A 15,047-nucleotide genomic window follows, 5' to 3' on the forward strand; every position below is an offset into this window, starting at 1 on the left:
CCGCAGGCACAGCGCGATGATCCAACTTAACGTACCACCGCCGGGCGAATGAACAACGCAGGCAGCGCCAGCGCAGCCATCACCCAGAACAATCCACCACCCCAGTGTTCAAACAGGAAGCCGGCAAGCACCGTCATCACCGCAATGCCGCCGCCCATCGCCAACCCGGAATACACCGCCTGCAGGCGAATCACCTCGATGCCCTTATAGGCGCTGATAAAGCGCATCGCCGCCAGGTGGCAGACGGTGAACGTCCCGCAGTGCAGCACCTGGATCAGCACCAGCAAGCTCAGCTCGGTTGAGGACGCCATCAGGCTCCAGCGCACAATGCCGCAGCAGGCGGAAAGCAACAGCAGGTGGCTGGCGCTCCAGCGGCGGAACAGCACATTGCTGCTGGCAAAAATGACGATTTCCGCCACCACCCCCAGTGACCACAGGTAGCCGATGGTTGCGGCAGAATAGCCAGCATCCTGCCAATAAATCGAGGCAAAGCTGTAATAGCCGGCGTGCGCGCCCTGCAATAGGGTAACGCAAAGTAAGAAGCGCCAGACCGGCCCCTGCGTCAGCAGCGCACGCCAGCTGCGCGTGGATCCCGCCGGGCCGCGCGCCTCCCCTTTCGGCATAACGCTAGGTTTGAGCAACATACCGAGCAGCATGGCGCACAGACTAGCGATCAGGCTAAACAGGATGGCGTTATGCCCCCACACCGAAACCAGCTTGCCGGTCAGCGCCGAGCCAATCACAAACGCCAGCGATCCCCACAGCCGCACCCGGCCGTAATCCATGGCGATCTGTTTTTGCCAGGTGGCCGCCAGGGCGTCGGTGAGCGGCACCAGCGGCGAGAAAAACAGGTTAAACCCGGCAATCACCAACATCAGCCAGGCCCAGCCTTCACCAAAGCAGAACCCCACCGCAAAGGCCAGCGCCAACAGGGCCAGCAGGCGCAATGCGCTGACCAGATGCGTGGGCTCTTTCACCCGCGGCGCAATCAGCAGGCTGCCCAGAAAGCGCGCCACCAGGCCGGCGCCCAACAAAATACCGATGGTGTCCGGCGCGAGGCCTTCGCCTTTGAGCCACACGCCCCAGAAAGGCAAGAAAATGCCATAAGAAAAAAAGTAGGTGAAATAACTGAGCGCGAGCCAACGCGTTGATTGCAGGACCATGAACCCTCCGGTGTAAGGGCAATACTTTGACAGAGGCCCCCCCTGCCCGCAAGGCTCACGTTGCCCACCGGGCGGCGGCCCAGGCATAAAAAAACGGAGAATAGCCAAAAGGCATTCTCCGTTCATTTACCGCCGTTTTTGCACAGCGTCAGCAGACGCTGCGATGCCTATGTTTAGGCATAAACCGGCAGGCGTGCACAGATTTCCAGCACTTTCTTCTTAGTGCGTTCAATCGTGGCTTCATCATTGATGTTGTCCAACACATCGCAGATCCAGCCGGCCAGTTCACGCACGTCCGCTTCTTTAAAGCCGCGGCGCGTTACGGAAGGCGTACCGATACGCACGCCGGAGGTGACGAACGGGCTTTTCGGATCGTTTGGCACGCTGTTTTTGTTCACTGTGATGTTAGCGCGGCCCAGTGCGGCATCGGCTTCTTTACCGGTCAGGTTTTTATCAACCAGATCCAGCAGGAACAGGTGGTTATGCGTCCCGCCGGAAACGACGTTGTAACCACGTTCCAGGAACACTTCAACCATCGCCTTGGCGTTTTTGGCAACCTGTTGCTGGTAAACTTTAAACTCTGGCTCCATGGCTTCTTTCAACGCCACCGCTTTACCGGCGATCACGTGCATCAGCGGGCCACCCTGGCCGCCAGGGAACACGGCGGAGTTCAGTTTTTTGTACAGATCTTCATCGCCACCCTTCGCCAGGATCAGGCCACCGCGTGGGCCAGCCAGGGTTTTGTGGGTGGTGGTGGTCACGATGTGGGCATGGGGAACCGGGTTAGGGTAAACGTCTGCTGCCACCAGGCCGGCCACGTGGGCCATGTCCACAAACAGGTAAGCACCGATGCTGTCAGCGATTTCACGCATTTTTGCCCAGTCAACCACGCCGGAATAGGCAGAGAAACCACCCACGATCATTTTTGGTTTATGGGTTTTCGCCAGTTCAGCCAGCTCGTTATAGTCAATCTGGCCTTTATCGTCGATGCCGTAAGAAATCACGTTGTACAGTTTACCGGACAGGTTGACCGGGGAACCGTGAGTCAGATGGCCGCCGTGCGCCAGGCTCATGCCCAGGATGGTGTCGCCCGGCTGCAGCAGCGCGGTATAGACGGCAAAGTTAGCCTGGGAGCCGGAGTGCGGCTGAACGTTGGCATAATCCGCGCCGAACAGCGCTTTTGCGCGATCGATCGCAAGTTGTTCAACGATATCAACGTATTCGCAACCGCCATAGTAACGCTTGCCTGGATAGCCTTCCGCGTATTTGTTGGTCAACTGGGAACCCTGTGCCTGCATAACGCGCGGACTGGTGTAGTTTTCAGAAGCAATCAGCTCGATGTGCTCTTCCTGACGCACCACTTCCTGCTCCATTGCTCGCCACAGTTCGGCATCGTAATCGGCAATGTTCATTTCACGCTTTAACATCCGGCATCTCCTGACTTCAATCAGCTAACTAAAAAAATCACCAAAAATATACCCATAAACTCTGCGTTGTTGCCTGCTGGCACACGCATCAATCCTCAGGCGCCGGTTTCACCCAGGTGACTGAGGATGAAGGCGCGGGGCCAACACCGCTGCAACAAGAAAGAGGAAGGATATACCTACCCAGGTTGGGTTCTGGCTAACAGTGTAAACTGTTTTCCCCCGTTGAAGATAGGCCTTGACAGAGGTTTTTACGCAAACGATTGGCTTTAGGCCCGGCAAGGATTTCACCCGCCAAATTGGCCATCCAGGCAACGGACTTTTCCTCATATCGTGAATGCGTGTTTTTCATGTTCTGCATGCCCTGGCGCCGCCATAACGATTATGGGGGTATTTACAAACGTGGCCGCACCCAATAAGATGCGTTTTAAATACAACATTTAAATCAACCCAGGAACTCTACCCAATACATTCGAGCCGCAAAACAACCTGCCAACGCGTTTTGAACTGCGTTAGCGCTGGCCCATTAGGACGGGTAACAGAGCCAACGTAGCTGCGGCCAGAAAGAATGAAAGGTATATCCCTTAAGGAGCGTCACCATGCTAGATAGCCAAACCATCGCCACCGTTCAATCCACTATTCCCCTGCTGGCTGCAACTGGGCCGAAGCTAACCGCCCATTTCTACGATCGTATGTTCAGCCATAACCCCGAGTTGAAAGACATTTTCAACATGAGCAACCAGCGCAACGGCGATCAGCGCCAGGCGTTGTTCGATGCCATCTGCGCCTATGCCAGCAACCTGGAAAACCTGGCGGCGTTGCTGCCGGCGGTGGAGCGCATCGCCCAGAAGCACGCCAGCTTCAACATTCAGCCGGAGCAATATCAGATTGTCGGCCAACACCTGCTGGCGACGCTGGATGAAATGTTCAGCCCCGGCCACCAGGTGCTGGATGCCTGGGGTAAAGCATATGGCGTGCTGGCCAACGTTTTTATCCAGCGCGAAGAACAAATCTATGATGAAAGCGCCGGGGCCAACGGCGGCTGGCGCGGCCTGCGGCCGTTCCGTATTGTCAGCAAGCAGATGCAGAGCGAAGCGATCTGTAGCCTGACGCTGGCGCCGGTTGACGGCCGCCGCGTGGCAGACTACCAACCGGGGCAATATCTGGCGGTTTACCTGCGCCACCCTAGCCTGCCGCAACAGGAGATCCGCCAGTATTCACTGACCACCGCCCCTAACGGCGAGTATTATCGCATCGCGGTAAAGCGCGAGGATCACGGCGCGGTTTCTGGTTTTCTGCACCAGCATAGTCAGCCAGGCGATGTGATTGAACTGGCCGCGCCGCACGGTGATTTTTTCCTTGATGAGCAGCCCGGCACGCCGATTGCGCTGATTTCGGCCGGCGTTGGCCAAACCCCGATGCTCAGCATGCTCCATACCTTGCACAACCAACGGCACACGGCGCCGGTATATTGGCTGCATGCGACGGAAAATGGCGCGGTGCACGCCTTTGCCGATGAAGTGGCGGCGATTGCCGGCCAGATGCCAAACCTAAGCAGCCACATTTGGTACCGTGAACCGGGGGCGAACGATGTCGCTGGCCAGGATTACCAACACCGCGGGTTGATGGCGCTCGATCAATTAGGCAGCGCGCTGGCCGATCCGCAGATGCAATTCTACTTCTGCGGGCCAGTGGCATTTATGCAGTTTATCGCGCAACAATTGCTGGAGCAGGGAGTGGCGGCGGAATGCCTTCACTACGAATGCTTTGGCCCGCATAAGATCCTGTAATTCCCACGAGCCGCTTCCCTATGGTGGAAGTGGCTCGTGTTTACAGGCACTTACTGCCCGGCCAGTTTGCGTGTCTCCTTCACCTGCCCGGCGGTGACCGGCGCCGCCTGGTTGCCCCAACTGCCGCGCAAATAGTTCATCAAATCAGCCACCTGACGATCGTCCAGCGCCCAGGCATAACCGGGCATGCTGAGCGCCGCCCCATGTTCGGTAATGGGCGTCTGCGCTCCTTCCAACACCACGCGCAGGGCCGTCAGTGGGTTACTTGCCGTTACGCTAGGGTTGCCCGCCAGGGCAGGAATGGCGTTGTCGCTGCCCTCGCCCTGATTGCCGTGGCAGGTAGAACAGTACATGGCGTAGGTCTGTTTACCGGATGAACCGTCTGCGGCGCCCGCCGATTGAAGCGCCGGCACCGCCGATGCCAGGCTATGCAGATACAACCCGATACTCTGCAGATCGGCATCGTTCAGGTACTGGGTACTGTGCGTGACCACCTCAGCCATTGGGCCGGCTACCGCCGCATGCTGGCTGCGACCGGTTTTCAACAATGCCGCCACGGCGCCCGGCTCCAGGCCACGCAGCCCGGTTGCATACCAGCCATCCAGCTCCGCCCCGCTCAAATACAGCGGCGAGGCGTTATCCAGCGCCTTTTCCTGCATCGCCAAACCGCGCGGCGTATGGCAACTGCCGCAGTGGCCAAGCCCTTGTACCAGATAAGCCCCGCGATTCCATTCAGCGCTCTGCCGGGCATCCGGCTGGTAAGGCGTGTCATCGTGGAACAAAAGGTTCCAGGCGGCCAGCGGCCAACGCATCGACAGCGGCCAGGGGATATCGCTGCGGCGGTTGGCGGTGGGATTGGGATCTACATCATGCATCAGGTAGTCGTAGAGCGCATGCATGTCCGCGGCGCTCATCCTGGCATAGGCGGTATACGGCATCGCCGGGTAGAGGTGGTGCCCGTCTTTGGCGATCCCCTGGCGCATCGCACGGTCGAAATCCTCAAACGAATAGGCGCCAATGCCGTGCTGCTTGTCCGGAGTAATATTGGTGGCATAGATATCGCCGATCGGCGTGGAAAAACGCCGGCCGCCGGCAAGCAGTGCGCCATTCTCGCTGGTGTGGCAGGCGGTGCAGTCGCCCGCTTTTGCCACGTATTCACCGGCAGGCATGGCGTTAACGGTGCCGGCCAAGGCCAACAGCAGGCCAAGATAACATTTACGCATCGTTATACCCCTTCCCTGGCGGCAATCTTGCCGTAAGCCAATTCATTCACCGCACGCCATGCCTGATCGATCGCCGAATTGGCATATGGGCTCCAGTCCGCATCGGAGTTGGCAATCGCGATTTTGCCAATCGGCCGGCGGGCAATGGCGATAATCTGCTGCGCTTCGTCTTCATCATCGAACAGGCCGTTGAGGAAATAGGAATAGCCGTGGGACCAGCGGTTGACGGTGATCGCCTGAATATCACGCTGGTGATCAAAGCCAGCGGCGCCCAGCATGCCCTGCAACTGTTCCCGGATCATGTTTTCATGCACCTCAAACGGCGTGCCCAGCAGCAACGCTCGCCCTTTGCGCGACTGTTCGCGCGGGCTCAGGCCGCTGCCCGGCAATACCGGCACATACACCATATGCAGGCCGATTGGGCTGTCGGGATCGTGCGGGTGGGCGTAGCCGCCCATGCTCACCGGGTAATCCAGCTTCACGCGGCAATACGGCGCGGTGGGCGAATACACTTCGTGTACGCCTAGTTTGAGGAATGGCCGCCAGTTGCGGATCACCACTTTGCTGTACACCAGCGGCGCCTTCACGTTTTGCTTCAGCGCTTCCTGTTGCGCCGGCGGCATCTCCGGCACCAGGTACGGGATCATCATGTTGTAGCCGGCCATCACCACCTGCCCGGCGCGCACCTTGGTCATTTTCTCGCCGGTCATATAGGTGACCTCCACCCGATCGCCCACGTTGGCCGCATGCAAGCCGGTGCTGTTCAAGCGAAGCTTCACCGGCGATTCGGGGCGATCGAGCTGGGCATAATCAAACCGGGCCAACACGATATCGTTCATGTCTTTGCCGGCAGGCGCCACGGCCGGGATCAAATGGCGCACCATCAGGCGCGCCAGCGATGCGTTGCCGTCCGGAAAGTGAAACACATAAGGATCGTCCAAATCCGCCTGTGATTCGGCATCCAACGGCGGCAGGTTCATGCCGTCTAACCCAGGCAAATCGCAAATCCGCGCGTCGCTGCAGGAGGTGGCATCAATGCCCACTGCCTGGAAATCGCTGGTCGTCTGCTGGAAATAACGTATTGCCATCTCGCTCAGCCCCACCTTTTCACGCAGGAACTGTTCATAGCTGTGGCTATCCAGCCACCTCACCTTTTCGTCTACGCTTAGCCCCGGCAGATAGTCTTTCTCCACCGTGTGTAGCGCAATCAGGGCCTGACGATCGCTTTCCGGTAGCGGGAAGTCACCGATAAACGCCTGATAAGAACGGCCGTTGAGCCGGTCGCGCGGGATATCATCCGCGACCATGCGGCCCGGATCGCCGCTGACCACTTTATCCACGCCAAAGTTTTTGCGATCGAAATAAACGCCGCGGCTCAGATTCAGATCGGGGTAAAAGGTTTTGTCGAAGGCGTTTTCCAGCCCATCGATGCTGACGCCAAGCGTTTTCAACAACCCGATGGCCACCGGGCTAAAGTTGGAACGGGGTGACTGAAGCGATTCGCTGCCGCCGTAACCCAGGATCCTATTCTGGCCGCTGCCGAATTCGTTGCGCTTGGCGTGGCCGCCAAAGTCATCATGGTTGTCAATGATCAGGATGCGCTGCTGCGTGCCTTTCATCTGTTGCCAGAAACAGGCGGCGGCCAGGCCGCTGATCCCGGCCCCCACCACCACTAAATCAAATTCTTCGGTTACCGGCACCGCGCCGAAATCAAACTGCCGGCCATCGCGGCCAAGCTGGTGCGCATGTTCGAACGATCCGGGGTGGTTGCCACGCAAACCGGTTAATGCTGGCGGATAGTACAGCGTTTGCTGGGCAGTTTGCGGCGCAGCGCGCAGCGCCTGCATCGGCGTTAGCCCAGCGGCGATGGTTATCGCTACCCCATTGAGAAAATCACGACGAGTTATACTCATATTGGCTTCCTATGCTTTTTTATTATTATCAGGCCGGCGTCTCTGGCCGCCTGAAAAGCGCGTCATTGTGCAGATATGCAAACTGATAGCAAGATGCAATGCTGTGGGGGATCAAGCAGAAGCAGGCTTGGTGTCAGTGCAGACGCAACAAAACAAATACCCATACAGTATAGATGGTTATTAAGTGGCAGGCGGGGGGAGTTTCTTTATACCGGGGCTGGCTGAGGGTTCTGCATAGGCTGTGCCACACACTGTTGCCGTGGGACACAGCCTGATAACGCGCGTTAGTGCTTAAACATCACATGCCGAACAACGGTGTAATCTTCCAGCCCATACATCGACATATCCTTGCCGTACCCCGACAGCTTCTGCCCACCGTGCGGCATTTCACTCACCAACATGAAGTGCGTATTCACCCAAGTGCAACCATACTGCAAGCGGGCGCTCAGGCGGTGCGCGCGGCCAACGTCCTGCGTCCATACCGAAGACGCCAGGCCATAGTCAGACGCATTGGCCCAGGCCAGCGCTTGTGCTTCATCTTCGAACGGCGTAATGGTCACTACCGGCCCAAACACCTCACGCTGCACAATTTCGTCCTCCTGGCGCGCGCCGGCCAGCAGCGTCGGCTGGAAATAGTACCCCGGCCCATCCACCTTCTCACCGCCGGTGACCACCTGAATGTGCGGCAGCGCCTTGGCGCGCTCGACAAAGCCGGTCACCCGCTCCAGGTGCTGTTGGGTGATCAATGGCCCAAGCTCGGTGCTGCTGTCATCCGGCGAGCCGATTTTCAGGCTGGCGACCGCTTCGCCCAGCGCCTTCACCAGTTCAGGATAGATGCCTTTCTGTGCATAGATACGGCAGGCGGCGGTGCAGTCTTGCCCGGCATTGTAGTAACCGAAGGTACGGATGCCTTCCACCACCGCGGCCAAATCGGCGTCGTCAAACACCAAAACCGGCGCCTTGCCGCCCAGTTCCATATGGGTGCGCTTCACCCCCTGCGACGTGTGGGCGATAATGTGCGAACCGGTCGCGATCGAACCGGTGAGCGAAACCATACGCACTTTGGCATGCCCGGTCAGGGCGTCGCCCACGCTGGCGCCTGCGCCGAACAGCACATTCAGCACGCCGGCCGGGAATAGCCCGGCGGCCAGTTCGGCCAGTTTGAAGGCGGTCAGCGGCGTCTGCTCGGCGGGTTTCAGCACCACGCAGTTGCCCGCCGCCAACGCCGGCGCCAACTTCCAGGCCACCATCATCAGCGGATAGTTCCACGGCGCGATCGACGCCACCACGCCAAGCGGATCGCGGCGGATCATTGAAGTGTGGTCCGCCAGATATTCACCGGCGGCCAACCCGCCAAGGCAGCGGCTGGCGCCGGCAAAGAAGCGGAACACGTCCACCACCGCCGGCAGTTCGTCATTGAGCACCGCATGGTAGGGCTTGCCGCAGTCCTGCGATTCAAGCCGGGCAAACGTTTCCGCGTTTTGTTCTATCAAATCGGCCAGCTTCAGCAGGTGTTCGGCGCGCTCTTTCGGCGTGGTCTGGCCCCAGGTCGCGAAGGCGGTATCGGCGGCCTGTACCGCCTGATCGACCTGCTCAGCGCTCGCCTGTGCAATCTGCGCAATCACCTCACCCGTCGCAGGGTTATACACCGGCAGTTTTTCGCCCTGGCCGGTCACCAGTTGGCCGTTAATCAGCAGTTGACTTTGCATAGGGGTATCCTTTTGTGTTCATTAACCCTGGTTCTACAAGTTTGTAGACATCAGCATATAAAGGCAGTGGCGCAGAGCTATTTGCCGCTGCCGGCAACGCCTTCCCCACCTTTGGTGAGGTAATAGGCACCCAAAATCGGGATCATGGTCATCACCATTACCGACAGCGCCACCACGTTGGTGATCGGTACGTCACGCGGCCGGCTCAGCTGATTGAGCAGCCACAGCGGCAGCGTACGTTCGTGCCCAGCGGTAAAGGTGGTGACGATGATTTCATCAAACGACAGCGCAAAAGCCAGCATCCCGCCCGCCAACAGCGCCGAACCAAGGTTCGGCAGGATCACATGGCGGAAGGTTTGCCAGCCATCGGCGCCCAGATCCATCGAAGCCTCAATCAGGCTGTACGACGTGCGCCGAAAGCGCGCTATGACGTTGTTAAACACAATCACCACACAGAACGTGGCGTGGCCGATAACGATGGTCATCATGCCCGGTTCAATATCCAACGCCTTAAACGCCGCCAACAGCGCGATACCGGTCACGATCCCCGGCAGCGCGATCGGCAACAGCAGCAGCAGTGAGATGCTTTCCTTACCAAAAAAGTCGCGGCGATACAGCGCGGCGGCGGCCAGCGTGCCGAGGATCAATGCGATCACCGTCGCCAGACAGGCGATCTGCACCGAAAGCCACACCGCATCCATAATGTCCTGGCGGCCGGCGGCCACGCTGAACCAGTGCAAGGTGAAGCCACGCGGCGGAAAGCTGAACGCCGCGTCCTCGGTATTAAAAGCATAGATAGCAATAATCACCAATGGAAAATGTAAGAAGACCAGGCCGCCCCAGGCGGCGATCTTCAGGGCTAATGGCGCGCGTTCAGAGTGCATCAAAGGCCCCCAGACGTTTTACAATGGAAAGATAAATGGCGATCAGTACGATCGGCACCAGCGTAAACGCCGCCGCCATCGGCATATTGCCGATCGCCCCCTGCTGGGCATATACCATGCTGCCGATGAAATAGCCTGGCGGCCCCACCAGCTGCGGCACGATGAAATCCCCCAGCGTCAGCGAGAAGGTGAAAATCGAACCGGCGGCGATCCCCGGCACGGCCAGCGGAAGTATCACATGGCGGAAGGTCTGCGCCGGGCGTGCGCCCAGATCCGCCGAGGCCTGCAACAGTGACGGCGGCAGGCGCTCCAGCGCCGCCTGGATCGGCAGGATCATGAACGGCAGCCAGATATAGACGAACACCAGAAAACGCCCCAGCCCGGATGTCGACAGGGTATTGCCGCCCACGCCGGGCACCGACAGGATCGCCGTCAGCACCGGCTCCAGGCCAAGGTGCGTCAGGAACCACTGCGCCACGCCGTCTTTCGCCAGCAACAGCGTCCAGGCGTAGGCTTTGACGATATAGCTGGCCCACATCGGCATCATTACCGCGATATAAAACAGCGCCTTTACCTTGCCGCTGGTGTAGCGCGCCATGTAATAGGCGATGGGGAATGCCACCACCGCGCTGGCCAGCGAAACCACAATCGCCATCGTTAACGTACGCACGATGATGTCGTAGTTGGCCGGGTTGAGCAGCGCACGCAGGTTGTCGAAGGTCAGATCCGGCGTCACCGTCATGGTGAAATCATCAAAGGTGTAAAACCCCTGCCACAGCAACGTCAGCAGCGATCCCAGATACACCGCGCCAAACCACAGGAGCGGCGGCACCAGCAGCAACGACAGGTACAGCGTGGGTTTGCGATACAGGAAAGTTGATAGCGCACGCATCCTACCGCCGCGCGCCCTGGGGCAGTCAATGCTCATATCCATCTCACCTCTCCTCCAGCTCTACCATCGCCTCACGCGCCCAACAGGCGGTCACCGGCTGACCAATCGTCGGCAAGGGTTGCGCTGCAGGCCATTGCGGGTTGGCCTGGCTGACCAACAGCTTTTCGCCGTTGGCCAGCATGATTTCATAACGTGTGGCCGCCCCTTGATATTGAATATCCTGCAAAGTGCCCTGCACCTGCACATCGCCATGAGCAGCGTCTATCCCATCCAACAGCCGAATATGTTCCGGACGGATGGAGTAAATGGCGCCCTGGCCCAGCAGTTGCTGCGCCAGTTCGCGGCGCACCACGTTCGACGTGCCGACAAATTCGGCGACGAACGGCGTTTTGGGGCGCATATACAGCTCACGCGGCGCATCCACCTGCTCAATGCGGCCGTTATTGAATACCGCCACCCGATCGGACATCGACAAGGCTTCACTCTGATCGTGAGTGACGAAAATAAAGGTGATCCCCAACTGGCGTTGCAGCTTCTTCAACTCGCCCTGCATCTGCTCGCGCAGCTTCAGATCCAGCGCGCCCAGCGGTTCATCAAGCAGCAGCACCCGCGGGCGGTTGACCAACGCGCGTGCCAACGCCACACGCTGGCGTTGGCCGCCGGAAAGGTGCGCCGGTTTGCGCTGGCTAACAAAACCCAGTTCCACGCTTTCCAACGATTCCTGCGCACGCGCCAGGCGTTCTGATTTGGACACGCCCTTCACCATCAGGCCATAGGCGACGTTTTCCAGCACTGACATATGCGGGAACAGGGCGTAATCCTGGAATACGGTGTTCACATCACGCTGGTAAGGCGGCAGGCCGGCGGCTTCCTGGCCGTGGATACGAATGGCGCCGGCGCTTGGTTGTTCAAAGCCGGCGATCAAACGCAAGCAGGTGGTTTTGCCCGAGCCGGAAGGCCCGAGCATGGAAAAAAACTCGCCATCTTGAATATCAATGGATACACGATCAACAGCGCGAACATCGCCGAAAACCCGAGAAACATCTATAAACTGCACGGCAATGGTCATAATCATCGCTCCCAATTTTACTGAAACCCGTCAAAGCGGCGCAGCCGGGCGGGGGATAGGCGGCCTACGGTGCCGCCCATAGCCAGGCCGGCTACGCATACGCGGCCTTAACGCCCACCCATAATGGCGATATAGTCCTGCGTCCAGCGGCTGTAAGGGACAAACTTACCGCCCTGGGCTTGTGGCGTTTTCCAGAAAGCGATTTTGTCAAACTGGTTGAATCCATTGGTTTCACAGCCTTTCTCACCCAGTAGCGTGCTGGCCTTGCAGCCGGCAGGCGCCGCAGGCACCGAGCCAAACCAGGCGGCGATATCGCCCTGCACTTTCGGCTCCAGCGACCAGTTCATCCATTGGTAGGCGCAGTTCGGGTGCTTGGCTTCGGCGTGCAGCATGGTGCTGTCGGCCCAGCCGGTCACGCCCTCTTTCGGGAAGACGGTGGCGATCGGCTGCCCTTCCCCTTTCAGGGCGTTGGCCTGATAAGGCCAGGCGCTGGAGGCGACGATGCCTTCATTTTTGAAGTCGCTCATCTGCACCGAGGTGTCATGCCAGTAGCGATGCACCAATGCATGCTGGCTGCGCAGTAGCTTCAACACCGCCTGGTACTGCTCTTCATTCAATTGGTACGGATCGGTAATACCGAGCTGGGGTTGGGCGGTTTTCAGGTACAGCGCCGCATCGGCGATGTAAATCGGCCCGTCATAGGCCTGCACGCGGCCCTGGTTGGTTTTACCGTCCGGCAGGTTTTGCTGTTCGAAAACCACGGCCCAGCTATCCGGCGGCGTAGGGAAGGTTTTGGTGTTGTACATCAGCAGGTTCGGCCCCCACTGATAAGGCGTGCCGTAGGTTTTGCCGGCAACGGTATACCACGGGCCGTTCAGCAGGCGCGGATCGATGTTTTTCCAGTTCGGGATCAGTGCGGTATTGATCGGCTGCACCCGCTTGCCGAAAATCAATCGCAGCGAGGCATCGCCGGAGGCCGTAACCAGATCGTAGCCCCCTTTGGCCATCAGGCTAACCATCTCATCAGACGTGGCGGCGGTTTTTACATTCACCGCACAGCCGGTTTGCTTTTCAAACTGGGTGACCCAGTCATATTGTTTGTCGGTTTGGCCGCGCTCGATATAACCCGGCCAGGCGATAATATCCAGGCGCCCTTCGCCCTTGCCAATCTGCTGTGGAAGTTCGGCAGCCAGAGCCTGGCCGCAAAGCAACGTGAAACAGAGTGCGGAGAGCGTGGAGACAGTAGTGGTTTTTCCCATCGTAATTTCCCCTGTATTGCGTATATTGCGTTTTATTACGGCAGGGAACGGCTGCCGCGGTTTTTATCCCCGTTCTCTTTCAGGCCACAACGGCGTTTTTAGGGCGTACGTGCGCCGCCTTGCCGCGGCCTGAAAGCTATCAGGTGTAATTTATAAGTCGCTAAAATGCGGGTTTAACTTTCGCCATCACATGCCTGACCACGCTGTAGTCCTGCAGTGAATCGCTGGAGAGATCCTTGCCGTAGCCCGAGCGTTTCATGCCGCCGTGGGGCATTTCACTCACCAGCGTAAAATGGGTATTAATCCAGGTGCTGCCGTATTGCAGATGGGCGGCAATATGCAGCGCCCGATCGATATTCTGCGTCCACACCGAGGAAGCCAGGCCGTATTCCGAATCGTTCGCCCAGTCGACCGCCTGCTCCAGCGCCTCAAAGCGCGTGACGCTGACCACCGGGCCGAAGACCTCGCGCTGTACGATTTCGTCGCTTTGCCGGCAACCGGCCAGCAGCGTGGGTTGGTAGTAAAAGCCAGGCCCCGAATGTTCGGCGCCGCCGGTGATAAGCTCAATATGCGGCTGGCTGAGCGCACGTTCGACAAAGCTGGCGACGCGATCGCGCTGGCGTGCGCTGATCAAGGGGCCCATCTCGTTTTCTTCGTCGCGCGAGCGGGCAAAGCGCAGGCTGGATACCGCTTCACCCAGCGCGTCCACCAGCCGTGGATAAATCCCGGCCTGAGCATAGATACGGCAGGCGGCGGTACAGTCTTGCCCGGCGTTGTAATAGCCGAAGGTGCGGATACTGCTGACCACCTCATCCAGATCGGCGTCGTCACAGACGATCACCGGGGCCTTGCCGCCCAGTTCCAGATGGGTGCGTTTGATGTTTTTCACCGACGCCTGCAGGATTTTCTGCCCGGTGACGATATCGCCGGTAACCGACACCAGCCGCACCTGAGGGTGGCCGACCAAATGGCTGCCGACGCTCTCCCCCCCGCCATACACCACGTTCAGGACGCCGGGCGGCAGAATCTCCTGCAACGCCGGCACCAGCGCCAGGATAGTCAGCGGCGTATGTTCAGACGGTTTGAAAACCACGGTATTGCCCGCCGCCAGCGCCGGCGCAATCTTCCACGCCGCCATCATTAACGGGTAATTCCAGGGCGCGATTGAAGCCACCACGCCCAGCGGATCGCGGCGGATCATTGAGGTGTGCCCAGCCATGTATTCACCGGCCAGTTGCCCTTGCTGCGTGCGCACGGCGCCGGCAAAGAAACGGAACACATCGACGGCGGCCGGTAAATCATCATTGAGCGCCAGGTGCAGCGGCTTGCCGCAGTTGAGCGCTTCAAGCTGCGCCAGACGTTCGGCCTGGTGTTCGATGGCGTCGGCGATACGCAACAAGAGCGAGGAGCGATAGGCCGGCGTGGTACGCGCCCACTGGCCAAACGCCTGCTGCGCGGCCTGCACGGCGTGGCCGACCTGCGCGGAAGAGGCCTCGGCGATGGAAGCCAGCGTCTCGCCGGTCGCGGGATTGATAATGCTTTCATTCCGGCCTTCGCCAGCCACCGATTGCCCGTTAATGTACTGCTGGCAGGTAAAGCCCGTCGGGAAGCACACATCCACCATTGCGTATCCCCCTTGTTAACTAAATGTGATAAGCCGGTTTTATCAGACTAGGCGAGACGAAGGCGGGCAACAAATTCTAAATACTGAACGCCGCGTT

General features: G+C 59.0%; 11 protein-coding genes. 1 reads left to right on the forward strand and 10 read right to left on the reverse strand.

All coding sequences use genetic code 11. The annotated features are described in order from the left end of the window. Positions 1-26: 26 nt before the first annotated feature. Both ABFX35_RS17530 and glyA read right to left on the reverse strand, forming a co-directional pair. A complete protein-coding gene (locus ABFX35_RS17530) occupies positions 27-1,163 on the reverse strand; it encodes a 3-phenylpropionate MFS transporter (RefSeq protein ID WP_346082314.1) in 1,137 nt (378 codons plus the stop codon). A gap of 173 nt (positions 1,164-1,336) precedes the next feature. Next, entirely contained in the window at positions 1,337-2,590 is a 1,254-nt protein-coding gene (gene glyA, locus ABFX35_RS17535) for a serine hydroxymethyltransferase (RefSeq protein ID WP_095847591.1), read from the reverse strand. A 596-nt stretch (positions 2,591-3,186) separates the two neighbouring features. Here glyA and hmpA point away from each other — a divergent pair. Continuing rightward, complete coding sequence (gene hmpA / locus ABFX35_RS17540) at positions 3,187-4,377, forward strand: NO-inducible flavohemoprotein (RefSeq protein WP_346082315.1); 1,191 nt, start codon at positions 3,187-3,189, stop codon at positions 4,375-4,377. Positions 4,378-4,427: 50 nt separating this feature from the next. On the opposite strand, the gene ABFX35_RS17545 is transcribed toward hmpA, so the two are convergent. From ABFX35_RS17545 to ABFX35_RS17580, 8 genes are all read right to left on the reverse strand, one after another. Further along, the gene (locus ABFX35_RS17545; protein WP_428832209.1) at positions 4,428-5,600 is read right to left on the reverse strand and encodes a c-type cytochrome; all 1,173 of its coding nucleotides are present in this window, start codon (positions 5,598-5,600) and stop codon (positions 4,428-4,430) included. Between the two features lie 2 nt (positions 5,601-5,602). Continuing rightward, positions 5,603-7,513, reverse strand: coding sequence for an NAD(P)-binding protein (locus tag ABFX35_RS17550; protein WP_346082316.1), 1,911 nt, complete (start codon positions 7,511-7,513; stop codon positions 5,603-5,605). 284 nt (positions 7,514-7,797) lie between these two features. Further along, on the reverse strand, positions 7,798-9,222 hold the full coding sequence (gene patD / locus ABFX35_RS17555) for an aminobutyraldehyde dehydrogenase (protein ID WP_346082317.1): 1,425 nt from the start codon (positions 9,220-9,222) through the stop codon (positions 7,798-7,800). Between the two features lie 77 nt (positions 9,223-9,299). Continuing rightward, positions 9,300-10,106 (reverse strand): ABC transporter permease, encoded by an 807-nt coding sequence (locus tag ABFX35_RS17560; protein ID WP_121553562.1) that lies wholly within the window; start codon positions 10,104-10,106, stop codon positions 9,300-9,302. After that, positions 10,096-11,040, reverse strand: coding sequence for an ABC transporter permease (locus ABFX35_RS17565; protein WP_279023840.1), 945 nt, complete (start codon positions 11,038-11,040; stop codon positions 10,096-10,098). Before ABFX35_RS17565 ends, ABFX35_RS17560 begins: the two co-directional genes overlap by 11 nt. 1 nt (position 11,041) lies before the next feature. Continuing rightward, a complete protein-coding gene (locus tag ABFX35_RS17570; protein ID WP_279023838.1) occupies positions 11,042-12,067 on the reverse strand; it encodes an ABC transporter ATP-binding protein in 1,026 nt (341 codons plus the stop codon). Between the two features lie 107 nt (positions 12,068-12,174). Continuing rightward, on the reverse strand, positions 12,175-13,326 hold the full coding sequence (gene ydcS / locus ABFX35_RS17575; RefSeq protein ID WP_346082318.1) for a putative ABC transporter substrate-binding protein YdcS: 1,152 nt from the start codon (positions 13,324-13,326) through the stop codon (positions 12,175-12,177). Between the two features lie 160 nt (positions 13,327-13,486). After that, on the reverse strand, positions 13,487-14,950 hold the full coding sequence (locus ABFX35_RS17580; RefSeq protein ID WP_279023835.1) for a gamma-aminobutyraldehyde dehydrogenase: 1,464 nt from the start codon (positions 14,948-14,950) through the stop codon (positions 13,487-13,489). Positions 14,951-15,047: the final 97 nt, after the last annotated feature.

The sequence above is a fragment of the Gibbsiella dentisursi genome, from assembly GCF_039539505.1.
GTDB lineage: Bacteria > Pseudomonadota > Gammaproteobacteria > Enterobacterales > Enterobacteriaceae > Gibbsiella > Gibbsiella quercinecans.

Excerpts from the sequence above, each read along its gene's own strand:
- ABFX35_RS17530 (WP_346082314.1), bottom strand. The coding sequence starts at position 1,163 with ATGGTCCTGCAATCAACGCGTTGGCTCGCGCTCAGTTATTTCACCTAC.
- glyA (WP_095847591.1), bottom strand. The coding sequence starts at position 2,590 with ATGTTAAAGCGTGAAATGAACATTGCCGATTACGATGCCGAACTGTGG.
- hmpA (WP_346082315.1), top strand. The coding sequence starts at position 3,187 with ATGCTAGATAGCCAAACCATCGCCACCGTTCAATCCACTATTCCCCTG.
- ABFX35_RS17545 (WP_428832209.1), bottom strand. The coding sequence starts at position 5,600 with ATGCGTAAATGTTATCTTGGCCTGCTGTTGGCCTTGGCCGGCACCGTT.
- ABFX35_RS17550 (WP_346082316.1), bottom strand. The coding sequence starts at position 7,513 with ATGAGTATAACTCGTCGTGATTTTCTCAATGGGGTAGCGATAACCATC.
- patD (WP_346082317.1), bottom strand. The coding sequence starts at position 9,222 with ATGCAAAGTCAACTGCTGATTAACGGCCAACTGGTGACCGGCCAGGGC.
- ABFX35_RS17560 (WP_121553562.1), bottom strand. The coding sequence starts at position 10,106 with ATGCACTCTGAACGCGCGCCATTAGCCCTGAAGATCGCCGCCTGGGGC.
- ABFX35_RS17565 (WP_279023840.1), bottom strand. The coding sequence starts at position 11,040 with ATGGATATGAGCATTGACTGCCCCAGGGCGCGCGGCGGTAGGATGCGT.
- ABFX35_RS17570 (WP_279023838.1), bottom strand. The coding sequence starts at position 12,067 with ATGACCATTGCCGTGCAGTTTATAGATGTTTCTCGGGTTTTCGGCGAT.
- ydcS (WP_346082318.1), bottom strand. The coding sequence starts at position 13,326 with ATGGGAAAAACCACTACTGTCTCCACGCTCTCCGCACTCTGTTTCACG.
- ABFX35_RS17580 (WP_279023835.1), bottom strand. The coding sequence starts at position 14,950 with ATGGTGGATGTGTGCTTCCCGACGGGCTTTACCTGCCAGCAGTACATT.